Source organism: Kushneria aurantia DSM 21353 (assembly GCF_000382245.1).
GTDB lineage: Bacteria > Pseudomonadota > Gammaproteobacteria > Pseudomonadales > Halomonadaceae > Kushneria > Kushneria aurantia.
The window spans coordinates 21,729-42,005 of the sequence record NZ_KB907891.1 but is presented as its reverse complement, the minus strand read 5'-3'; the positions used below and the strand labels follow the sequence as shown (position 1 = coordinate 42,005).

Sequence of the window (20,277 nt, the reverse complement as noted above, 5' to 3'; positions counted from 1 at the left end):
GTTAGCCGACAAGGGCTACGACAGTGACGCCATCGTCGAGCAGGCTCAGCAGCAAGGCATGCAGCCGCAAATACCGCCACGCAAGAATCGTAAGGCTCAGCGCGCGTATGACAAACACCTTTATCGTCAGCGCCACCTTGTCGAAAATGCGTTCTTGCACATCAAACAGTGGCGGGGCATTGCGACACGCTATGCGAAAAATCTGGTGTCATTTCTCGCCGCCGCCCAGATTCGTTTCCTTGTTTTGTGGCTTAGAATTTCGTGACGACACCATCTAGCGCCTCGCTCAATAGCGCGGTAAAAGCGGGATGGGGGCGCTCCGGCGCGCTGAGCAATTCGGGGTGGCCCTGGTAACCGAGGTAAAAACGCCGATCCGTCGCCTCGATGACATCGGCGATCTCGCGAGCGTCGGTAGAACGTGCCGACACTATGATCCCGACATCCGCCAATGGCGCTTCCCAACAATCGGCGAGTCGATAGCGATGATTCATGCGCTCGTCGAGCGTCGGCGTCGCGTGAATCGCGGCGAGACGCGATCCGGTGATGATTCGGCTCCGATGCTCGCCAAGCCGATGTCGGAGGCCGCCGCTCTCCCCCGGCATGCCGACGACGGCGAATTCGGAGGCTTCGGGATCTACCTCCTCTAGCGCGACATCCATCATCCCAAGGCGGGTGCGAATGGCTGCCGTCGCCATCGCCTGCATGCCAAAGCAGAGTCCGAGCGTCGGCAGGTTGGCATCGAGCGCCGCACCGGCCAGAGCGATCATGCCCGCCACCTGACTATTGTCGCACCCACCCGGCAAAATCAGCGCGTCGACATCACCGACCAGCGTCGCTGCGTCGGCGGCCGACAGTGCCCGCGGAGAGCGGATGTCGACCTCGACGGCGATACCTAGCGCATCGACCGCGTCGCCAAGCGCTGCCAGTACGCCGGGATAGCGTTGACGCAGATGCTCGGACTCTCCGGCGATGGCCACGCGAAGCCCCGATGCGCCGTCTTCTGATGTTCTCACCATCGCTGCCCATGGACGGGCAACGATCCTGCCGAAGACGTCACGACATGCACGTAGCAACACATCTCCGCTCGAGCGCTGGACCAGAAACCATTGGTCGTCACCGTCACCGTCACCGTCACCGTCACCGACGAGATCGATGACGTCGATACCTTGTCGCGGTGGCGCCTTTGCTTCGACACTCGTCGCCACCAGCACGACGGCGTTCGCTGGTAGATCATCAATGTCGGCAGGCGCCATCAGGCACGTCTGATCGGCGATAGTCCCCCCAGCGCGCTCGAGCCAGAGCCAGGCGTTATGTTCGAGCCGTCCGCCACGAGTCACGAACTGGTGAAGCGCCGGGTCCCTGGCGGTCGGCGATTCGCCAGGCTCGTCGAGACAATGGATCGATCCGGACGTCACCGAGCCTTCTGCGCTAAGCCACAGTGTCGCCAGCGCCAGTGCCGCGTCGAACTCCTGTGGCTCGTGCACCAACCAGCGCGGTCCGGCGCTCATACGATGAGCAGATCGCGATCGACGCTGCCGAGCACGCGATGCCCGTCCGACGTGACGACCGCGGTCTCGCTGACACCGACGGTAAAATTGCCGTAGTCGCGCAGCGCCGGCGGGATGTGGAACACCATGCCCGGCTCGAGTACTCGGTCGATGCCGCTAAACAGGCTCGCCACCTGCCACTCACCCCAGTCGGGCGCGAACGAGATTCCCACGCTATAGCCGGTACGTTTGCGATAGCAGTCGGTATAGCCGGCGTGGTCGATCACCGCCTGAGCGGCTTCATGCACCTGGGCGCAGGTATTGCCCGGCTTGAAGACATCGAGCGCAGCGGCGAGAGCCCGCTGGCAGGTATCCATCATGCGCTTGGCCTGCTCTGGCGGCTCCCCCAGCCAGGCAGACCGCATCAGTACCGCGTGATAGCGGTTGTGGCAGGCGGCCATTTCGAGAAATACCGGATCGCCAGACTGAAATTGGCGGCGCCGCCAGGTGCCGTGAGGCACACCGCTTCGCTCACCACTCGACATCAGCGGCTCCATTCCCATGTACTCGGAGCCAGCGCGAATCGCTTCGCACATCATTGCCGCGACCACGTCGTTCTCGCTGGCGCCTTGGCGCACCGCCTCCATACCGGCGCGCATGCCGGCATCGACATAACCGGCAGCCTGTTCGATGCAGCGTACTTCGGCTTCGCTCTTGACCGCACGCAGAGACTCCACAATTCCGGCACAGTCGAGCATCTCGCCACACTGGCCGACGAGCGTCTCGAAAGTGGAGATCGGCAGGAACCAGCCGCGCTTGTCGATCGCCACGCGCTCGGCGCCGAAACCACGGATTTGGTCGGCAAGCAGTGCTAGCGGATCGACGCCGTCACCGTAGGGCAGAATCTCCTCGACGAAGCTGTTGGCACGGCAGTTGAGCGACTCGAGCTCACGAATGATGAATTTCGGCGTGCCATTCTGAGGCATCAGCAGCGCTTGGAAGGTGTAGTAGCCTGGCGTCTGCTGCCCGGTAAGATAGAAGATATTTTCGGGCCCGGTAATCACCATCAAGTCGATTTTTTTCTCCCCCATCAACGCACTCAGGCGCTGCTGACGTGAGAGATATTCGTCACGCGGGAAGGCGGATTCGCGTCCCTGCAATAAAGCCGATGTCATTGGGATACCTCGTTGAGAATGGATGAGTCGATGGCCAGCGCGTCGAGACGACGGAAGACGGTGTCGGTCGATCTGTCTTCCACGCTGGCGAAACCGTTGGCGTAATCGACCAGCGGAAAGGGGTCATCTGCGATGCCATCGGCGCCGTAGAGCTCGCCGCGGGTTTCTCCCAGCGCCCAGGCGGCATGGACGGTGAAGGACGTGGCCAACCCGCCCTCATTCATCTGTCCGATCATGCGCGGGCGATTCTCGAAATGGAGCTGAGAGTAGAGTTCGGAGAGCGCGCCAAAGCCGCCCACCTTCACCAATTTGAGATGCGCGCCGACCTGACGCGGTAATTGGCTCAGACGCTGCATGTCATCGTCTGACGACAGCCCTTCGTCGAGCAGGATCGGTAGTTCTGTGTGCTCACAGAGCCGCGCCAATCTCGTCCACTCGCCTTTTGTCAACGGCTGTTCGAGATAGGCTAAATCGACCTCGTGAAGGCGCGGCAATGCCGACAAGGTCTGCTCGAGCGACCAGCGGCCGTTGACGTCAATCGCCAGATCGATATCTGCACCGACTGCCTCACGCACTCGTGCCAGCAGCGCAAGATCACTGTCGATGTCGCCAAAGCCCACCCGCAGCTTGAGCTCGCCGAAGCCTCGCTCGGCGTAGCCTCGGGCCTGGGCGACGACTGCGTCAGGCATACCGTGAAAAAGCGTCTGATTGCTGGCGAGGATCGGCGCCTCGGCCATCGGCAGGAGCGAATCCAGCACGTGGCTCTGACGCAGATAGCGTCCCAATGAGAGCCCGGCGCGGCGGGCTTCGAGATCAAGCAGCGCCAGCTCGACAAGCGCCTTGACCGGATTGCTGAACGGGAAGTCGATATCGAGCGCGCGACGCGCCGGCTCGCTGGCATCGAACGAACCCAGCCAGCGACAGGCGGAGACGATCTGCGCGTCGAGCTCAGCCTCAGACACGCCGCTCAGATAAGCGATATTGGCGCGAATGGCGCCAATACCGACGCTTGAGCCGCACTGAATACGCAGATAGCGTTCGGAGAGTCCATCGATCGCGCCCGAGACGGCGGTATGCAGCTTTACACCATTGCCGTAGACGAGCATGGCACGATAGTAGCGGGCATCGATCACACCGCTGCTCTCTTCAGCAGTCCCAGCACGATATCGCGGTAGAGACCGACTGCCGACTCAAGTTCGGCCAACGGCACGAATTCCTCCGGCTGATGCGCGACAGCCAGCGAGCCTGGGCCGATAACCACGCCATTGGCACCGAGCTTGCGGAAGTGGACCAGATCGCAACCACCCTGGAAGCCACCGATATTCACCTCTCCGTTCGCGGCTACGCGGCGCGCGGCCTCGACGGTGGCGGCGACGACCGGATGGCTCTGTTCGGTCTCGCTGGCACCACCGGTGGTCGCTTTCCATTCGACGATCTCGGTGTGCAGCCCGAACTCGTTGGCGGCGAGATCGAGCATCGCCTGGATGTCGGAACGCACCTGCGCCTCCGACTCCCCCGGGACCATGCGCCGGTCCAGCATCAGGTCGCAACGATCCGGCACCACGTTGTCGGCATGCCCACCGTTGAGTCGGGTGATGGTCAGACTGGCGTTGCCGACCAGGTGATGGTGGTGGCACTTCACTTGCCGATGGGTCCGTTCCACTAAGCCAACCAGCTTCGCGGCCTCGTAAAGCGCATTGATGCCGAGATCCGGGGTGCCGGAGTGAGCACTCTTGCCGTGAATACGAACGATCGGGCGCAGACTGCCTTTGTGTGCGATTACCGGCTGATTGGAGGTCGGCTCACCGACAACGACGTAGTCGATCGCCTGCTCGGTGATCGCGGCGAAATGCTTGGCGCCCGCGCTGCCGACCTCCTCGTCGGCGACGAAGATTGCCATCAGCGTACCGGACCACCGATCGCGACTCGCGATCAGATCCGCGACCGCCATCACCATGGCGGCAAGCGGGCCCTTGGCATCGCAGGCGCCCCGCGCATAGAGCCTGTCGTCGGCGATGCGAGCGACGAACGGGTCGTACTCCCAATCCGCGCCGGCCGGTACCACGTCGATATGCGTGTTGAACGCGAAGGTCGGCCCGGGACCGTTGACGTAGGTCGCGATTACATTGGCCCGCCCCGGCTCGAATTCGTCGAGTGTCACTTCACAGCCGAGACTTTCGAGCACGCCAGCGAGAAACCTGGCCGCCTCGAGCTCACGTCCCGGCGGATTTTCGGTATTGAGCGATACCAGCGTTTCGAGCAGCGAGACGACGTTAAGATCGGAGACGACAGGCAGTTCGGTACGGGAGGACATAGCGTGATTCCGGATCGAAAAGGGGGCGGAGGGCATCGCAGGGCGACACCAGCATGATTTCTGGCGTGATGAGGCACGAGATGGGATCTTGGCTACAGCATATTGCTCATGAATAGCTGGGCACGTTCGCCGACGTTGCCCGAGAAAAAGGCGTCCTTGTCGACGTCCTCGACGATTCTCCCCTGCTCCATGAACACTACCCGCTGGGCGGCTTCGCGAGCGAACGCCATCTCGTGTGTCACCACGACACTGGTCATTCCGGCTTCGCTCAGCGAAGTCATGACATCGAGCACCTCTTTGACCATCTCCGGATCAAGCGCGGAAGTCGGTTCATCGAAGAGCATCACCTTGGGCTCCATCGCTAGCGCCCGGGCGATCGCCACACGCTGCTGCTGTCCTCCGGAAAGCTGATCCGGATAGAGGCTGGCCTTGTCGGCGATGCGCACCTTCTCGAGGAGCACCATCGCCTTTTCGCGCGCTTCGACCCGGCTCATGCCTTTGATCCGTGTCGGCGCCAGCATGATGTTTTCGAGCGCATTGAGATGTGGAAACAGCTCGAAATGCTGGAACACCATCGACAGTTCTCGCCGAACGAGATGTGCGCGGTCGAGCTGGGCCGAGATTTCCTGGCCGCTGAACCAGATGGCACCGGCGTCAATCGGCTCGAGCAGATTCATGCAGCGCAGCAGTGTGGATTTGCCGGAACCGGAGGGCCCGAGAATGACCTGAGTCTTGCCGACTTCGACATCGAGACTGACGTTGTCGAGCACCCACTGGTCATCGAACGCCTTGCTCACGTGCTTGACACTCAACAGAGATTTCCCCGGCACGACGTCTATCGTCGAGGCTTCCTCGCGAAACGAGAGCGCACTATTGATTTCGTCCTTCACTGGGAGCTCCGGGGCTGGGCGGTCATTCGAAGCAGACGCTGGGTCCAGCTCACCTTGGCACCGTGCTTGCGCGGTGCCAGCCAGCGCTCGATGTAGGTTTGAATCACCATGAAGATGGTGGTCAGCGCCAGGTAATAGATGGCGGCCGTCGATAACGCTTCGAGATAGCGAAAATTGGCGCTGGCGGTCTGATCGGCGACCAACAGCAGTTCCTGCACAGCGATCACTGACACCAGGGCACTCTCCTTGAGCATGCCCATGAACTGATTGCCGGTCGGTGGCACGACGATGCGCAACGCCTGCGGCAACACCACGAAGCGCATGACCTGGGACTGCTTCATACCCAGCGCGCTACCGGCGATTCGCTGCTGCTTGCCAACGGCCTGAAGCCCAGATCGGAAAATTTCGGTCATGTAGGCCCCCTGGTTGAGCGACAGCGCGATGACGCCACTGACGAAGCCAGACAGGACGATGCCAAACACCGGGAGCACGTTGAACACGAAGATGATCTGCAGAAGTACCGGTGTACCGCGAAACAACCACAAGTAGATCAAGACTACACCGCGCAGCGTCTTGATTCGGCTTTCCTGGATCAGCGCAAATATGATCCCCAGCAGCATGCCAAACAACATCGCCAGCAAGGTCAGCGCCAGCGTCATCAACGCGGCCTCGAAGAAGGTCCACGAGACCAGATAACCGGCGATTATGGAGAGCGCATCGGACATGAAGAGTTCCGGTCAGTCGTCTTTGAGGAGCAGTGCCGCGCTATGCGGAAGCTTGTACTTCTCGAGCAAGGCTTCGTAGTCGCCGGAAGCGGCGATCTGCACGAGCGCCTCTTGAATCGCAGTCTTCATCGCGTCGTCGCCCTTGCGCACGGCAATGCCGAGCTGGGTATTGGCTTCGAAGGTATCGCCGACGATCTCGTAGACGTTCGGGAGGGTCTTCAGAAGGTGAGCGGCACCCGGCGTGGAATCGTAGAAAGCGTCGGCGCGGCCGCGGCGTACCGCCATCGCGGCGACCTGGGCCGACGGAAATGTCATCACGTTGACCTCTCCCTCACCACTTGACTCACAGCGCTCGGCATCGCCACGCGCCTGGGTCTCCGAGATACCACCAAGCGTCACCGCGACGGTGTGATCGCAGATCTCTCCACGCCCGGCAACATCGGCCGGGTTGCCCTTGCGCACGATCACTTCGTTGCCGACCCACAGATAGGGCACGAAATCGACGCGCTCGGCGCGTTCGTCATTGATGTACATCGCCGAATTGATGATATCGATACGTTTACCCTGAAGGGCCGGGATCAACCCTTTGAAATCGACGTTGAACGGATTGACCTCCAGACCCATGCGATCGGCAATTAGTTGGCCCAGCTCGATATCGAAGCCGACGAGCTTACCGTCTTGCTGATATTCGAACGGTGCGAAGGTCGCGGCGACGCCGTAGGTCAACTGGCCGTCGTTGACCAAGGAGTCGGGTGGGGTCACATCGGCGGCGCAGGCAGCAGCTGCGAAACCGGCTGAGAGCGGCAGCGCAGCCGCCAGCGCTAGAGTGCGGAGGATGCTTGGTGTCATGGCAATGAATTCCGTTGGCTTGTTATTGAAGTTATCCGGATCGTGATCCGTCTGTGCAGACCTCGATTGTTTTTGACGATACTTTTTGTACAATGGTGATGTCAACTGACTGCCGCAAAAAACTACAACCAAGGTCTATGTCAAAAATCCTTTCTCATTCCCGTGCAAGGCGAATCGATGCCATGACAGGCAACTACGGCTCCAGACGACAGGCCGAGCTGGCTCAGCGTGTGCTGGGCTACATGGACGAGCATCTGCTCGATCCGGGTGACCCGCTGCGCGAACAGCGCCTGGCCGAATATCTTGGCGTTTCACGCACCCCGGTACGCGCAGCGCTGCGCCTGCTCGAGGCACATGGTGTCGTTCGCTCCGTACCCCATCAGGGCTACGTGCTCGAGCGCGCCCGCGGTGAAGTTCACTCGTTGACGTTGGCGCTGCCTCCCTCTCCCGACGAGGCGCTCTATCTGGCCATCGTGGAGGATCATGTCAGCGGCCGGCTCGCGAAGACGGTCAACCAGGTCGATCTTTTACGCCGCTACAGTGCGAATGCGCCGGCAATGCGAAGGGTGTTGACGCGCATGGCCAATGAAGGACTGGTCGAACGCAACCCTGGCCAAGGCTGGACGTTCCGTACCGGACTCGATACCGAAGAAGCACGTATCGCAAGCTACGAGTACCGCAGTGCACTGGAACCACAGGCATTGCTGCTACCGGGCTTCGTCATCGACATGGCGACTCTCGATGCGCTCCAGACTCAGCATGAGCAGCTGTTACAGCCTGCCAATACCACCAGCCTGCCCGGACCGATGCTCTTTCGCATCGACGCCAACTTCCACGAGACACTGGTGCGCGCCAGCGGCAACGCGCTCTTCCTGCAGGCGATCCAGAGTCAGAATCAGCAGCGCCGGATGCTCGAGTATCTCGGTTATACCAACCGCCGCCGCGTTACCGATTGGTGCCAGGAACATCTCTCGGTGATCGAGGCATTGCGCGAGGGAGATCGCAGGCTGGCCTCACGCTATCTCGCCCACCATCTCGATCATGCACGTCACGCCTCGACGCATCTCACCGGCTGAGACGCCCTCATGGCCACATTGGCCCAATCTTCGCGCTCACGTCTTGCATACGCTGGCGCGGAGATCACAGACAAAGAGGACGCAAGATGGATTTCGGATTGCACGGCAATACCGCACTGGTACTCGGCGCATCGCGGGCGCTGGGTCAGAGTATCGACCATACCGGCGGGGCGTTACGGCAGAATCGAGGAGTTAGCTCTTGAGCGCCTTCTTCGGCGCGGCCTCGGTTTTCATGTCCGGAAGCCTGGAAATGCCGTGACGCTGGTAGAGTCGATGCAAACTCAAGCGCACCAACTGAGGGATGCTATCCCATAGCGCATCCTTTATTGGCGCGACAAGCTACCATCACAGTCCGGGACTGAATACTCAAAAGTGGTCGTGCTAATGAGGCAGAACCCATCCACCAGTAGTGGACAGGGTCAACTTCAAACTGGTGCCCGGAGCCGGAATCGAACCGGCACGACCATACGGTCGAGAGATTTTAAGCCCGATACGGAAGAATGTCTTTGAATTTCTTTTTCTGCCATATCATATAGTTGCCACGATGCTATGCAGTCAATGCTCGCCTTTGCCTGCTGTTGGCGTTGACGCTTGGTCGACATTTTTCATTTTGATACGACGCATTTTCAATTGTCCAGCAACTGGCTGACATGCCGGATGTCCACAACGTCAAGTCGCTTAAGCGCCACCGTTACGGCTATAGGCTGCGGGCCGGCAGCTACCGAGTGCTGTTTGATTGGCATGGCAGCATCCAGATTATTCAGATTCAGGAAGTGAGAAAGCGCGATGAACGTACCTACTGAAAACCTTCAGATCATCAGCGGTCCTGACGGCGCGCCTGCTTTTGTTGTCATTCCCTACGCCGATTACATGGCCGGTCAGCCGGAGTCCGGTTTCATTCCCAACGAAGTCGTGGGCATGATCGTCAACGATGGGCTTACTCTGGTGGCCGCCTGGCGTAAATACCTGAAGCTCACCCAGGCAGAAGTGGCCGAGCGCATCGGTATCAGTCAGTCTGCCTATGCCCAGCAGGAGAAGTCGGAGGCGCCTCGTCGTGACACTCTCAAAAAGATTGCGCTTGCATTCGGCATCAGCCTTGAGCAGCTGAGCGAGGATTAACCCCTTCCTCCGTTGTCGGGTATGTCTGTATCAGTCGGTTTTGATCGTCCAGCCTGACTCGAATCAGGTTCAGGCCGGCCGTTTCACATGCCTGATTGAGAATGCGGTCGCGCTTTATTCTATCTGCCCGTTCATGGCTGGGATCGTCCAGCTCTATCGCATATTTGATTCTGAAATCCTTTTTTGTGCAGATGACATAATCGAAGTGCCACTGCGATAGCTGACGGAAAAGCGCTTTATACTCTTTGCTCCAGCTATAATGCTTCTTCATATTGGGCTGTACGATATCCACAACCCGAACCTGACAAAAGATATGGAAATATTGGCTATAGTCTCTTTCCAGTGCCTCGAACACTCGCCTTTCGGTTGGCGACATCATGTAGGTGCGTACGCGATATGCCTCACCCTCGTCCATTAGCCTTTCTGACAGGTTTTTGCCTTCATTGCCTTTGATATCGCTTTTATTGTTTTTGAAGTCACTGATCGTCGGCTCCTTTTCCTCTCCATCTTCTTTCTTTTTGCTCACTTCCTCTGCTATATCCTGAAGCGCTTTTACGCCGACTCCGAACTTCCAGCTCCATGTTGACAACACCGGCTCAACAACGACAACCATCGCTGAATAAGTAACCAGTGTAGAAACTGCCAAGCCCAGCAACGGCCATTGCCCTATCATCAACAATGGCAAAATAACGTTCGCTTTGATGACGAAAATAATGGCGCAAACGGTTACAGCACCGCATAGCCATATCCTGATCTTGTTAAGCTTTTTATTCTTTGGCTCCAGCCACATTGATAACCACGAGCCGATGACTATGCCTATGCCACCAATCATCATTCCATTTATAGCACCTTCCCATGCTTCCATTATCCCCCCTCCCTTCCCCACCCATAACTTATTTCCCTGTACCTCGGTACCAGCGTTCGGCTACTCGCCTTGCGATTCGGTATCCGTTCCGGTCGGCTTAAGCCGATCTTTTGTTGCTTCTATCTCTGGGCTCACCTGTCCAGCAGCCTCGTCCACCTGATTAGTCATCAGCCATAGAGAGTACTGCGGCCATCTCTTGCAGATTTTTTGCGCAATGTCCGTCCTAGGAATCGTTCCTCGCTGCTCGATCCCTTCGATTGTTCTGATCGGGATGCCTGTCTCGTCTGAGAGAGCCTTCCTTCCCAGCCCGTGCGCATCCCTGATCGCACGCAGTTTTTCAGAGAAGCTTTTTTCCGTTGACAAGCGCAATCACCTATACGATAGTTATCGTATATACTCTGATTGTGGTACCCACATTCGTCGTATCACCCCGGCTCCTAATGTAAACACATAGGAACATCTGAAAAGCCTACCACAGACAACCAAAGGCGCCCTACGACAATGGAAACGCCAAAAGCACAACAGGTCCCGGCCCCGGTGCCACTGATGACCAAGGAACGCTTCGCTGACCTCTCCGGCCTGTCCGTCGACACCGTCGAGGGCCATATCCGTCGTGGGTATCTGCCGACCCGAAAGATCGGCAAGCGCCTTCTGATCAACCTCGCCCTGCTCCAGGTGGAATGCCTCGACGACGACGAGGTGCTGCCATGATCACCTTCCGTCCCATGCCTGCTCCCAGCGACGCTCTCTCCTTTCTTGTCCGTGGCCGTGTCAGGGGCTCGATTCGACAGTCGCTGCTGTATGGCACATGGCAGCTTGCTGTTTTCGACATCTGCGACCTTCCTTCTGATGTTGTCGCAGAACCCCATGAATATGGCGATGGTGCTTCCGTTTACGGTTTCGCATGCCGTGAAGATATCGAGGATTTTCTTTATCGCCTCTATGGCGATACCCGTCCTGATACCGCCTTCACCTGCCCGCTCACCCCACCGCACCCCGGCGGACAGGTGCTTTTTATACCGGCCCCAACGGCCATTCAGCCGCTCGACGTCAACCACCGAGAGGAATCCTCCCATGACCCAGCGCAAGACTCCCGTGCGCGTCTTCGTGACGCCCGATGTTCATTCCCGCCTGCTGATACAGGTCGGCACCCATCACACCACGCCCTCGATGCTGGGCGAAGCGATCATCAGGGACGGCCTCGACCGTCTCGAGCGCGGCGACGTTCCGCCTCTGAATACCGGCAGCGCTCCCGCATCTGCCTCCGAGTCATGATTTTCCTGCCTGCCCGTCACCCGTCGCCCATCGGTCGCACGGCTTTCCGAGTCGGCGACGCCGCCCCCGTCATACCCTGCGCAGCACGGGTTGACGGGGGCGGCGGTGACGACTGCCGTGCATCACGACCGATGGGCCGGCGGGCAGGGCAGGCAGACACCTGCCCGGAGCCCCGAGTCTTGAGGGAGCGCGCCGCCCGCTGCCTCTACGGACGGGACTACGGCCATGCCGCGCTGCTCTATGGCCAGGCCGAATACTACACGCAACTCACCCGGGGCGAATGCCCGCAATCCACCGAGCTAGCCGTGCTCGCTCACTACTGCCAACACCGTGAAGCCACGCACACCCACGCCAACGAGGACTACTGACATGATCAACACCATCACCGCCCGCGTTATCGGTGCCAGCCGCTATGAAGTCGAGGGCACCAAAGGCGCCAAGATCATCGCCATGAACCCGGCCTCTCCCGAGGCCGACAACGCCATCGGCCACCAGGTCATGACCATCGCCGCTCCCTACGACATGCTTGAACAGCTGCGGCAGTTCGCCCCCGACATGCCCTGCAATCTGGAGATCGACGCCGAGATGCGCCCCTCCGGCGGCAAGATGACCTTCTTCGCGACCGCCGTGCGCCGCCCGAAAGGCTCCCAGGCCGGTACCGGCACCAACACCCAGGGCGCCGCCGCACAGGGCGCTGACACCAGTGCCAAGAAATAAGGAACACATGCCATGGACCCCGACCAGTTCGAAAGTCTGTGGCTCTTGATTTATTGCATCGGGCTCGTGGCGGTATTCGGGCTCGGCGCGATAAAGGGGGGCCAGCGATGAGTGTTGTAGAGCTCATCGGCTCCCTGCTCGGTGCCTATGCCCTCGGTTGGGCGTGGGGATACTCAATGCTTGCATTCAAGCGCTTTATGGAAATCTCGACATGAAAAACAAACTTGCCTACCTCCGTGCGCTGTCCCAGAAAAAGGCAGCCCAACTCTCAACCGCCGGCGCGCTTACCCTTGCCGGCATCGGTGCCGCTCAGGCGGCTGAAGGCGGCGGTTCCGGCGGTGCTTCCGCCTCGTACTCGCAGGCCTTTTCAACCCTGGAGTCGCAGGCCGGCGACATGGCCAGCCAGGCATGGCCCGTCGTCATCGGCGTGGTCGGCTCCCTGCTGGCAATCGGTCTGTTCAAGAAATTCGCCAACAAATCGACCTGAACGGGATCAGGCAAGGGGTCGGGATCGGCCCCTTTTCCTTATCAGCCAGAGGATGACGAAAATGGAAAAGCCGGCTTTCTCCTTTTTTATTTTCGACACCCTTTGCGCCAGTGCTGTTTTTCGGGGGTGGTGATATGAGAATTATTCTTGTTTTTTCTTTTTTATCCCTTTTTATTTTTTCGTATGATGTTGATGCTTCTGTACGTTCTTCCTTCATGCAGTGTTTATCATATTCTTCTTCCGGTGAAGCTAAGTCGTGTGTTAGGAAAAAAATTCGTGATTACGTTTCTTCTTACGGCGGTTGGTATTATGTGTATGATATGTACATTACCGTTGGTTATGAGTCTGATGGTTTGTTCTCTAATTCTGATAAAATTAGCCATTATAGAGCTAATGCGAATTTTGTTTATGGTTTGGAATCTGATCCATATCCCGCTGATAAACCTCCCGATGATGGTGAAAAAATTTATGGCGTTCCTAAAACCGACGAACAGTGTCAGTCCCAATATGGCGGCAGCAATAAAACCTTTCTGGTCACCGAAAGCCAGTATGGCCAGGGTACTTTCAATGTAGGCGGTTGCAGTGTGAGTTCAGCCGGCGGTGTTGGGATGTGTACCAGCACCAACTCGCAAGGCGAGAGCGCTCCCGCTGGCAAGTGCTTTTATACCGACGATTTTAATGCCTCCTCTACCGGTGAGCCTGTCGAGCCTCCCGATGACAACGAACCCGAGCTCATACCGGGCGCTGGCGACGACAACGGCGGCGACCCGGATGATGGCGGCGACTCAGGTAATGGTGACGACTCATCGGGCGGTGGCGCATCAGGCGGCGGTGGATCCGGCGGCAGCGATGGCGGTTCCTCCGGTGGCGGTGGTTCATCAGGCGGTGGAGGATCGGGCGGTAGCGATGGCGGTTCCTCCGATGGCGGTGGCTCATCAGGCGGTGGAGGATCGGGCGGCAGCGATGGCGGCTCATCCGGTGGCGGTGGCTCATCAGGCGGTGGAGGATCAGGCGGCAGCGGTGTCGATCTCTCCGGTGTCATCAGCGCCATCGGTAAGGTGCGTGATGCTATCAACGACCGTTTTAACAGCCTTGCCAGCAAAATGTCAGGCGTTGAAGAAGCCGTCGATCAGAGTGCCGACCGACTCTCCGGTGATATTGCCGATCTCGAAAACACTGTCAACGGGGGTAACGACCGCCTCTCCAACGATCTCGACACCGTTGACGACTCGATCAACCAGGGTTTCGACGATCTCGGCAATACCCTGACCAGCCAGCAGGGGGCACCCACCGATGCCGACATTCGCAGCAGCTTCAACGGGCAGGGCATCTCGGATCAGGTTATGGAAGGCCTTGGCGAGGAATACGACGGCGTTCGCGGCGATCTCGAAGGCCAGTACCGCGATATCTTCAACAATGACGGCAGCCTGATTGGCCAGGCACTCAACAGTGTCCGGCAGCTGGTTACCGGCTGGATGCCCAACCTTCCCAACGCTGGCGCCTGCACCCCGCTGCAGATTACCTTCGAGGGCCACACCCTCACCATCGAGTGCCGCGTCTTCGACCTCATCCGCGCGGCCCTGTCGTGGATACTGTTTTTCTTCACCGCATGGCAGATCACCATGATCGCGCTCAGCTACCGTAACAGCGAGGCGTCGTCATGATCGGGTTTATCGGTCTGATCCTGCGCCTTGTCCCCCGCTTCGGCGTTCTGCTGGAAGCCGCCTTTTTCAGTTTCGCTCAGCTGGCCGTTCGCTTCTTTCTCTGGTTTCAGGTTGTACGTTTCGGCTGGCTGCTGGTCAAGATCGGCCTGCTGGGCACCTTCATTACCATCATGGCAACCGCCATCGACGCCCTCATCGGCACACTGGTCGTCTCCATGCCGCCCATGCTCTCCGACGGCATCTCTCGCATTCTGCCCGAGAACTTCTCCACCTGTGTCTCGGCCATCATCATGGCGAAGTTCGCCGTCTTCACCCTTCAGGTGAAGGATCGCGTCCTGAGTCTGGGGGGCGTCTGATGGCCGTCTATGTCGTCACCGGCAAGCTCGGCGCCGGCAAGACCCTCGTCGCCGTCGGCAAGATTCGCGACAAGCTCAATCACAACTGCCGTGTGGCCACCAACCTCGATCTGAAGCTCGATCAGCTCATCGGCGAGAAGTCCCGCCGCTGCACCTGCTACCGCATTCCCGACAAGCCCACCCTCGGCGATCTCGAAGCTATCGGGCGCGGTACCGACAGTTACGACGAATCGAAAAACGGCCTGCTGGTCCTCGACGAGTGCGGCACATGGTTCAACTCCCGTTCATGGGCCGACAAGTCACGCCAGGCTGTCATCGACTGGTTCCTGCACGCCCGCAAACTCGGCTGGGACATCATCTTCCTGATTCAGGACCTGTCCATCATGGACAAGCAGGCCCGCGTCGCGCTTGCCGAGCATGTCGTCTACTGCCGCCGCCTCGATCGTCTCTCCCTGCCGATTATCGGCACCCTCTGGTCGACCTTCGCCGGCGGCAAGTTCCCGATGCCCAAGGTCCACCTCGGTATCGTCAAATACGGCGACAGCCCCACCAGCCTTGTTGTCGAACGCTGGACCTACACCGGGCGCAGCCTCTATTCCGCCTACGACACCAAACAGGCCTTCTCCGACAACTACCCGCACCGCACCTTCATGCTGCTGCCGCCATGGCACACGCATGGCGTCTTCCGGGTACCACGGAACGCGAGGTTCTACATGAAGATGACCCGCATCTACTGGAAGCGCTTCAACCGTCCGCTGCTGGGCCTTGCCGCTTTCACTCTCGGCATCCTGCTGACCGCCTCGGTGCTGCTCGTCGACCGCATCAACGACCAGCGCGACCGGGCCGTCGCCGACACCGCCGATCCCGTCGACATGACCCGTTTCGAGGGCGCCCGTATTACCGGCTACGCCCGCTTCGGAGAGCACCGCCGCTATCGCCTTGTCGATGGCAATCAACAGCCCCTGACCTCGGATGACCTCGCCCTCGAGGGCTACACGCTCACCCCGGTCAACGCCTGCCGCCTCAGCCTCTCGCAAGGAGATCAACATGCGGAAATTCGTTGTTAGCATCCTGCTCGGCCTTGTCGCCGGCACCGCCCACGCCATCCCTATCGAGATGCAGGACACCGACGTGCGCGATTTCGTCCAGTGGTACGCCGACCACACCGGCCGGCCGCTGGTCGTCGCCCCCGACGTCTCCGGCACCGTCACCGCATGGGCCGACGACGTCAGCGAGGCACAGCTTCCCGACTTCTTCCGCGGCGTCCTGCGCGCCAACGGCTACCGCATCGGCGACGGCACCCCGCCCGTGGTCGAGCCCACCACGCCGGCCCGCAATGACTTTATGCGCAACGTGGCCGCCGATTCCGCCCCGGCACCGCCCATCGTCTCCCGCGTTTTCACCCTCGACAGCATCCGCGCCGATGATGCCCAGCCGCTGATCGCCTCCTTTCTGGATGCCGACAGCGCCACCGGCAGCGCTCAAGTACAGCTTCTGCGCGGCAGCAATGGCCTGCTCGTCTCCGCGACCGCCGAGCAGCTCGACCGCCTCGAACCCCTGCTGCCCTCCATCGACCGGCCCAGCGATCAGGTTCTGATACAGGCCATCCTGTTCGAGACCACCGAGGGCGACAGCTTCGACTTCTCCTTCGCCGCCGGTCGTGCCCGCAATGGCAGCGATCTCGCCGGCGGCTTCAACACCTCGGCGCTGGGCGACGCACTGGCCTATGCCGGGGGCTCCTTCGGCATCTTCGACGGCAGCATCCTCTCTGTTGCCCTGCGCGCCATCGAACGCAACAGCAGCGCCCGTATTCTCTCCACGCCCCAGGTGCTTACTCTCTCCGGCGAGCGCGGCATCATCTCGGTGGGCCAGAACGTCCCCATCGTCACCGGTCGCCTGACCGGGCAGGCCGCCGACGTTACCAACCCCTTTCAGACCATCGAACGCCGCGACGTGGGCGTGCGCCTCGACGTGCTGCCCGTGGTCTCCAGTGATGGCCTGATCGTCATGGCCATTGATACCAACGCCGACAGCGTCTCCAGCAGTGTGCAGGCCTCCGACATCGTCACCAATCAGCGCTCTATCACCACCACCGTACAGATACGCTCCGGTCAGGCCCTGCTGCTCGGCGGCCTCGTCTCCGAGGAACGTTCCGACTCCGACGCTTCCGTGCCCGTGCTCTCTGATCTGCCGCTGATCGGTGGTCTGTTTCGCTCGACCTCAAGGAGCTACCAGCACCGCAAGCTCTACGTCCTGCTTCGGGCTACCGTGTTGCCGACCGTTGCCGGCGCTAATACGTAGCCGCTGACGACTGATGACCGTCGCGCACCGACATATCGTCATGCCACCGGCAATCAGCGCGCGGTCGTCTGGAGGAAGTGGCCGTAATGAACGAGGCGAGACCTTCCCTGTAACACGTCTCGCAGAGTAACCAGAAAACCGGTCGTGACCTGTCGCAGACCGTCTTTGAACGTCACGGGCATTTTTCGACCTATACAGGTCCTATGGGGGCTTCATGAAAAGGTGGGAACGGTATTCATACGAGTCGCTGGTGAGGGACGAACAGGACCCGAAGGGCCGCCTGTTGCTCTCCCCGAAGGGGCAGCGCCAGCTCGACAACCTGCACTTGCTGCACGCCGGCGTCGACACCGTGCGCCAACTCTATGCCGGGATGCCCTGTCAGCAGCAGTTTCAGGAGATCATGGAAGTCTACGCCGAGGGGCGCGGGGCCACCATGGAACTGTTCGGCCACCGCTGGTCGGTCGGGGCCGGTGCTCGCCATTCCGGCTTTCGCTACCGCCTGCAGAACAATGATCTGGGTGTCATCATCTTCTTCTACGCGCGGCACGTGAAGCTCGACGCCGTCGGCACCCATCTCAAGGTCGAACTCTCCCCGCAGTTCATCCATGAGCACGACCCCGACACGCTCCAGGCCTTCATGGACAATATCGCCGCCCGGATGCTCGCCGCCGTCGAGCCCTGCGGTTGTGCCGTGCATCTGGCGCTGGACGTACAGGGCTGGGAGCCGCCCCGCGATTTCATGGAACGCTTCGTGACCCGCTCCAAAAAGGTCATGCGTATTGACGGCATCCAGCACGCCAGCTTCGACGATGTGGGCACGCTGGCCACCACCTACGGCGATGGCGAGACCTACATGTTCGGCACCGCCGGGGCCCTGCAGTGCTGCCTCTACAACAAGACCAAACAGGCCCACGCCACTGACAAGCACCACTTCTGGGAGAGCATCTGGCAGGACGCCACCGGCGATGATCCGCTGGACGCCCCCTATGACCCGGAAAAGCCCGTCTGGCGCATCGAGATGCGCTTTCATCAGTCCGTGCTGCGGGAATACGCCCAGGGCACTCCCTGCAATGTCGACACCGGTGAATGCCTCGACATGGCACACGGTTTCCGTCGCTTCATCGACACCGTGCCGCACCTCTCCGGTCTCTGGCGCACCGCCCTGCAGGGCTACCGCCTCGATCACAGCCGCGACCTCATCGACCCTGTCTGGCAGGTCCTGCAGGAGGACGCCCGCTTCTATGCCAGCGGCCCCGACTTCCTCTACAAAAGGGCACGCAAGGCCCCCGGCCTCGGTAACGAAAAGAACGTCTGCCTCGCCTTCGGCAATCTGATCTCCATCTACGCCCGCCAGGGCTTCACCGTCCGGCAGGCCATGAAATGCCTGACACGGTCCGGCTTCTGGGACGACCTCGCCGCCTACTACCGACGACGGGGCATTGACCGCGACGCCTTCCGGCAACTACTGGAACAGAAACTCATAGAACGGCGATTACTGGGCCGGGCGGCATGATTCGAAAGGTCACCAGCGGCTGGCAGGTGGATATCCAACCCGAGGGCCGGAGCGGCCGTCGCATCAGGAAAACCTTTCGTACTCGGGCCGAAGCCAAGCGCTTCGAAAACGCGGTGCGGGCGCGTGCGGCTGCTGGAGAAGAATACCAGCCACGCAAGCGAGACCGTCGCCGGCTGCGTGATCTCGCTCAGTTCTGGTATGACGTACACGGCAGCTCACTCAAGGACGGCAATGTAAGGCTCCAGAAACTTCGCGTTCTCGCCGACCAGATGGGCAATCCGCCCGTGGTATCGATTACGCCGACCGATGTGGCGCGTTTGCGTGCCGAGCGCCTGCAAAGAGGGCTGAAAGCCAACACGGTGAACCACGACATCGCTTATCTGCGCGCCGTGCTCAACGTCGCGATCCGAATGAAAGAGTGGGCTGGGGAGAACCCCTTTGCAGCTGTCAGCGCTCTTCGCCTCCCCGCCAGTGAACTCTCCTGGCTCAATCAGGAACAGATCGACACCCTGTTCCGGGAGCTGCGTGCATCGCGTAGTCGTAATGTCCTCACGATCACCGAACTATGCCTTTATACCGGTGCCCGCTGGAGCGAAGCGCAACACCTGCGTGCCGAGAATGTCCGCAACTGTTCCGTGACTTACGTCCATACCAAGAATGGCCGTTCTCGAACCGTTCCCATCGACAGTACCTTTTATGACCGCCTTCGGTCGGATCATCCGCGCAGTGGCAGACTGTTTCCCCAGGATGCTTACAGGGCTTTTTCGCTCGCGCTCGAGCGTACCGGCATTATCCTGCCGAAAGGGCAGCGTTCCCACGTCCTGCGGCATACATTCGCCAGCCACTTCATCATGAACGGCGGGAATCTACTGACCCTGCAGCGCATTCTGGGTCACCAGACCATTCAGATGACCATGCGCTATGCACACCTGTCGCCTGACCATCTGATCGAAGCGGTGAAATACAGCCCGCGTCCCGGCGTTGACACAATGTCGACACCTGACGAAAAGGAATAGGCGTTGCGAAAGAATAGGGTAGGGTAAGTGCTTGATTAAACTGGTGCCCGGAGCCGGAATCGAACCGGCACGACCATACGGTCGAGAGATTTTAAGTCTCTTGCGTCTACCTGTTCCGCCATCCGGGCAGGAGAGCGGTGGCCATAAGTACGACCGAAGATCGGGGGTAAGAGAAGTGGAGGCTGGAGTCGGAATCGAACCGGCGTACGCGGAGTTGCAGTCCGCTGCATGACCACTCTGCCATCCAGCCTCTTTGGGAGCGGGAAAGGAGATCGACCGGGCTGGCGTACCAGCTCCCGACCCTCGCGATCCGTTTCCGGCAACCTCTGAAAGAAGTCAATGCATGGAGCGGGAAAGGAGATTCGAACTCCCGACCCTCGCCTTGGCAAGGCGATGCTCTACCGCTGAGCTATTCCCGCTTGATGCGGTGCGTACTCTATCTACTTGC

General features: G+C 59.9%; 24 protein-coding genes, 3 tRNA genes and 1 pseudogene. 15 read left to right on the top strand and 13 right to left on the bottom strand.

All coding sequences use genetic code 11. The features are described 5' to 3' along the window. Positions 1-265 (top strand): IS5/IS1182 family transposase (locus H146_RS20905; protein ID WP_019952919.1); only part of this gene is annotated, 265 nt, incomplete at its 5' end. Here the strand turns inward: H146_RS20905 and H146_RS20380 are convergent. The 7 genes from H146_RS20380 to H146_RS0116085 form a co-directional block, all read right to left on the bottom strand. Beyond that, the gene (locus H146_RS20380) at positions 252-1,508 is read right to left on the bottom strand and encodes a glutamine amidotransferase-related protein (protein WP_051091038.1); all 1,257 of its coding nucleotides are present in this window, start codon (positions 1,506-1,508) and stop codon (positions 252-254) included. The genes H146_RS20905 and H146_RS20380 overlap by 14 nt on opposite strands. After that, a complete protein-coding gene (locus tag H146_RS0116110; protein WP_019952917.1) occupies positions 1,505-2,662 on the bottom strand; it encodes a M24 family metallopeptidase in 1,158 nt (385 codons plus the stop codon). Before H146_RS0116110 ends, H146_RS20380 begins: the two co-directional genes overlap by 4 nt. Next, positions 2,659-3,795 carry a mandelate racemase/muconate lactonizing enzyme family protein gene (locus H146_RS19675; RefSeq protein WP_019952916.1) on the bottom strand — a complete coding sequence of 379 codons (1,137 nt, stop codon included), beginning with the start codon at positions 3,793-3,795 and terminating at the stop codon, positions 2,659-2,661. Before H146_RS19675 ends, H146_RS0116110 begins: the two co-directional genes overlap by 4 nt. Beyond that, positions 3,792-4,976, bottom strand: coding sequence for a M20 family metallopeptidase (locus H146_RS0116100; protein WP_019952915.1), 1,185 nt, complete (start codon positions 4,974-4,976; stop codon positions 3,792-3,794). Before H146_RS0116100 ends, H146_RS19675 begins: the two co-directional genes overlap by 4 nt. Before the next feature lie 92 nt (positions 4,977-5,068). Further along, a complete protein-coding gene (locus H146_RS0116095) occupies positions 5,069-5,866 on the bottom strand; it encodes an amino acid ABC transporter ATP-binding protein (RefSeq protein WP_019952914.1) in 798 nt (265 codons plus the stop codon). Then, positions 5,863-6,591, bottom strand: a complete 729-nt coding sequence (locus H146_RS0116090; protein ID WP_019952913.1) for an amino acid ABC transporter permease — start codon at positions 6,589-6,591, stop codon at positions 5,863-5,865. Before H146_RS0116090 ends, H146_RS0116095 begins: the two co-directional genes overlap by 4 nt. A gap of 12 nt (positions 6,592-6,603) precedes the next feature. Then, positions 6,604-7,440, bottom strand: a complete 837-nt coding sequence (locus H146_RS0116085; RefSeq protein WP_019952912.1) for an ABC transporter substrate-binding protein — start codon at positions 7,438-7,440, stop codon at positions 6,604-6,606. A gap of 182 nt (positions 7,441-7,622) precedes the next feature. On the opposite strand from H146_RS0116085, the gene H146_RS0116080 reads away from it, so the two are divergent. Further along, positions 7,623-8,516 carry a GntR family transcriptional regulator gene (locus tag H146_RS0116080; protein ID WP_019952911.1) on the top strand — a complete coding sequence of 298 codons (894 nt, stop codon included), beginning with the start codon at positions 7,623-7,625 and terminating at the stop codon, positions 8,514-8,516. Between the two features lie 207 nt (positions 8,517-8,723). Here H146_RS0116080 and H146_RS22520 read toward each other — a convergent pair. Continuing rightward, positions 8,724-8,834, bottom strand: a pseudogene (locus tag H146_RS22520) (IS481 family transposase); the annotation flags it as partial. A 468-nt stretch (positions 8,835-9,302) separates the two neighbouring features. Here H146_RS22520 and H146_RS0116070 point away from each other — a divergent pair. After that, positions 9,303-9,635: a helix-turn-helix domain-containing protein gene (locus H146_RS0116070; protein ID WP_019950557.1), complete on the top strand. Its 333-nt coding sequence runs from the start codon at positions 9,303-9,305 to the stop codon at positions 9,633-9,635. Here H146_RS0116070 and H146_RS20375 read toward each other — a convergent pair. Together H146_RS20375 and H146_RS21505 are read right to left on the bottom strand one after the other, a co-directional pair. Then, the gene (locus H146_RS20375; RefSeq protein WP_019952909.1) at positions 9,607-10,500 is read right to left on the bottom strand and encodes a DUF2726 domain-containing protein; all 894 of its coding nucleotides are present in this window, start codon (positions 10,498-10,500) and stop codon (positions 9,607-9,609) included. The genes H146_RS0116070 and H146_RS20375 overlap by 29 nt on opposite strands. 60 nt (positions 10,501-10,560) lie before the next feature. After that, positions 10,561-10,863, bottom strand: coding sequence for a helix-turn-helix domain-containing protein (locus H146_RS21505; protein ID WP_169433494.1), 303 nt, complete (start codon positions 10,861-10,863; stop codon positions 10,561-10,563). 183 nt (positions 10,864-11,046) lie between these two features. On the opposite strand from H146_RS21505, the gene H146_RS0116060 reads away from it, so the two are divergent. The 12 genes from H146_RS0116060 to H146_RS0115995 all read left to right on the top strand — a co-directional run bounded on the left by H146_RS0116060 (position 11,047) and on the right by H146_RS0115995 (position 19,829). After that, a complete protein-coding gene (locus tag H146_RS0116060) occupies positions 11,047-11,211 on the top strand; it encodes a MerR family transcriptional regulator (RefSeq protein WP_211213354.1) in 165 nt (54 codons plus the stop codon). A gap of 363 nt (positions 11,212-11,574) precedes the next feature. Beyond that, complete coding sequence (locus tag H146_RS0116055) at positions 11,575-11,775, top strand: hypothetical protein (RefSeq protein ID WP_019952907.1); 201 nt, start codon at positions 11,575-11,577, stop codon at positions 11,773-11,775. A 179-nt stretch (positions 11,776-11,954) separates the two neighbouring features. Continuing rightward, a complete protein-coding gene (locus H146_RS0116050; protein WP_019952906.1) occupies positions 11,955-12,143 on the top strand; it encodes a hypothetical protein in 189 nt (62 codons plus the stop codon). Between the two features lies 1 nt (position 12,144). Further along, the gene (locus H146_RS0116045; RefSeq protein WP_019952905.1) at positions 12,145-12,492 is read left to right on the top strand and encodes a hypothetical protein; all 348 of its coding nucleotides are present in this window, start codon (positions 12,145-12,147) and stop codon (positions 12,490-12,492) included. 12 nt (positions 12,493-12,504) lie between these two features. Further along, the gene (locus tag H146_RS22515) at positions 12,505-12,603 is read left to right on the top strand and encodes a tail virion protein G7P-2 (protein WP_019952904.1); all 99 of its coding nucleotides are present in this window, start codon (positions 12,505-12,507) and stop codon (positions 12,601-12,603) included. Positions 12,604-12,703: 100 nt separating this feature from the next. After that, entirely contained in the window at positions 12,704-12,979 is a 276-nt protein-coding gene (locus tag H146_RS0116030; protein ID WP_019952903.1) for a major coat protein, read from the top strand. 134 nt (positions 12,980-13,113) lie between these two features. Further along, positions 13,114-14,643 (top strand): hypothetical protein, encoded by a 1,530-nt coding sequence (locus tag H146_RS21945; protein WP_211213353.1) that lies wholly within the window; start codon positions 13,114-13,116, stop codon positions 14,641-14,643. Beyond that, positions 14,640-14,999 carry a DUF5455 family protein gene (locus H146_RS0116015; RefSeq protein ID WP_019952900.1) on the top strand — a complete coding sequence of 120 codons (360 nt, stop codon included), beginning with the start codon at positions 14,640-14,642 and terminating at the stop codon, positions 14,997-14,999. Before H146_RS21945 ends, H146_RS0116015 begins: the two co-directional genes overlap by 4 nt. Further along, complete coding sequence (locus H146_RS0116010) at positions 14,999-16,066, top strand: zonular occludens toxin domain-containing protein (protein ID WP_019952899.1); 1,068 nt, start codon at positions 14,999-15,001, stop codon at positions 16,064-16,066. Before H146_RS0116015 ends, H146_RS0116010 begins: the two co-directional genes overlap by 1 nt. Next, positions 16,047-17,300, top strand: a complete 1,254-nt coding sequence (locus H146_RS0116005; RefSeq protein WP_019952898.1) for a secretin N-terminal domain-containing protein — start codon at positions 16,047-16,049, stop codon at positions 17,298-17,300. Before H146_RS0116010 ends, H146_RS0116005 begins: the two co-directional genes overlap by 20 nt. Positions 17,301-17,550: 250 nt before the next feature. Beyond that, positions 17,551-18,813 carry a hypothetical protein gene (locus tag H146_RS0116000; protein ID WP_245558767.1) on the top strand — a complete coding sequence of 421 codons (1,263 nt, stop codon included), beginning with the start codon at positions 17,551-17,553 and terminating at the stop codon, positions 18,811-18,813. Next, positions 18,810-19,829, top strand: a complete 1,020-nt coding sequence (locus tag H146_RS0115995; protein WP_019952896.1) for a phage integrase — start codon at positions 18,810-18,812, stop codon at positions 19,827-19,829. The genes H146_RS0116000 and H146_RS0115995 overlap by 4 nt, the downstream gene beginning before the upstream one ends. 41 nt (positions 19,830-19,870) lie before the next feature. Here the strand turns inward: H146_RS0115995 and H146_RS0115990 are convergent. The 3 genes from H146_RS0115990 to H146_RS0115980 form a co-directional block, all read right to left on the bottom strand. Then, positions 19,871-19,957, bottom strand: a tRNA-Leu gene (locus H146_RS0115990). A gap of 48 nt (positions 19,958-20,005) precedes the next feature. Continuing rightward, a tRNA-Cys gene (locus H146_RS0115985) sits at positions 20,006-20,079 on the bottom strand. 94 nt (positions 20,080-20,173) lie between these two features. After that, positions 20,174-20,248 (bottom strand) — tRNA-Gly (locus H146_RS0115980). Positions 20,249-20,277 lie beyond the last annotated feature (29 nt).

What these genes read in the sequence shown, in the direction of transcription:
- H146_RS20380 (WP_051091038.1), bottom strand. Translation starts at nt 1,508, where the DNA reads ATGAGCGCCGGACCGCGCTGGTTGGTGCACGAGCCACAGGAGTTCGAC.
- H146_RS0116110 (WP_019952917.1), bottom strand. Translation starts at nt 2,662, where the DNA reads ATGACATCGGCTTTATTGCAGGGACGCGAATCCGCCTTCCCGCGTGAC.
- H146_RS0116100 (WP_019952915.1), bottom strand. Translation starts at nt 4,976, where the DNA reads ATGTCCTCCCGTACCGAACTGCCTGTCGTCTCCGATCTTAACGTCGTC.
- H146_RS0116090 (WP_019952913.1), bottom strand. Translation starts at nt 6,591, where the DNA reads ATGTCCGATGCGCTCTCCATAATCGCCGGTTATCTGGTCTCGTGGACC.
- H146_RS0116085 (WP_019952912.1), bottom strand. Translation starts at nt 7,440, where the DNA reads ATGACACCAAGCATCCTCCGCACTCTAGCGCTGGCGGCTGCGCTGCCG.
- H146_RS0116080 (WP_019952911.1), top strand. Translation starts at nt 7,623, where the DNA reads ATGACAGGCAACTACGGCTCCAGACGACAGGCCGAGCTGGCTCAGCGT.
- H146_RS0116070 (WP_019950557.1), top strand. Translation starts at nt 9,303, where the DNA reads ATGAACGTACCTACTGAAAACCTTCAGATCATCAGCGGTCCTGACGGC.
- H146_RS20375 (WP_019952909.1), bottom strand. Translation starts at nt 10,500, where the DNA reads ATGGAAGCATGGGAAGGTGCTATAAATGGAATGATGATTGGTGGCATA.
- H146_RS0116060 (WP_211213354.1), top strand. Translation starts at nt 11,047, where the DNA reads ATGACCAAGGAACGCTTCGCTGACCTCTCCGGCCTGTCCGTCGACACC.
- H146_RS0116055 (WP_019952907.1), top strand. Translation starts at nt 11,575, where the DNA reads ATGACCCAGCGCAAGACTCCCGTGCGCGTCTTCGTGACGCCCGATGTT.
- H146_RS0116045 (WP_019952905.1), top strand. Translation starts at nt 12,145, where the DNA reads ATGATCAACACCATCACCGCCCGCGTTATCGGTGCCAGCCGCTATGAA.
- H146_RS22515 (WP_019952904.1), top strand. Translation starts at nt 12,505, where the DNA reads ATGGACCCCGACCAGTTCGAAAGTCTGTGGCTCTTGATTTATTGCATC.
- H146_RS0116030 (WP_019952903.1), top strand. Translation starts at nt 12,704, where the DNA reads ATGAAAAACAAACTTGCCTACCTCCGTGCGCTGTCCCAGAAAAAGGCA.
- H146_RS21945 (WP_211213353.1), top strand. Translation starts at nt 13,114, where the DNA reads ATGAGAATTATTCTTGTTTTTTCTTTTTTATCCCTTTTTATTTTTTCG.
- H146_RS0116015 (WP_019952900.1), top strand. Translation starts at nt 14,640, where the DNA reads ATGATCGGGTTTATCGGTCTGATCCTGCGCCTTGTCCCCCGCTTCGGC.
- H146_RS0116010 (WP_019952899.1), top strand. Translation starts at nt 14,999, where the DNA reads ATGGCCGTCTATGTCGTCACCGGCAAGCTCGGCGCCGGCAAGACCCTC.
- H146_RS0116005 (WP_019952898.1), top strand. Translation starts at nt 16,047, where the DNA reads ATGCGGAAATTCGTTGTTAGCATCCTGCTCGGCCTTGTCGCCGGCACC.
- H146_RS0115995 (WP_019952896.1), top strand. Translation starts at nt 18,810, where the DNA reads ATGATTCGAAAGGTCACCAGCGGCTGGCAGGTGGATATCCAACCCGAG.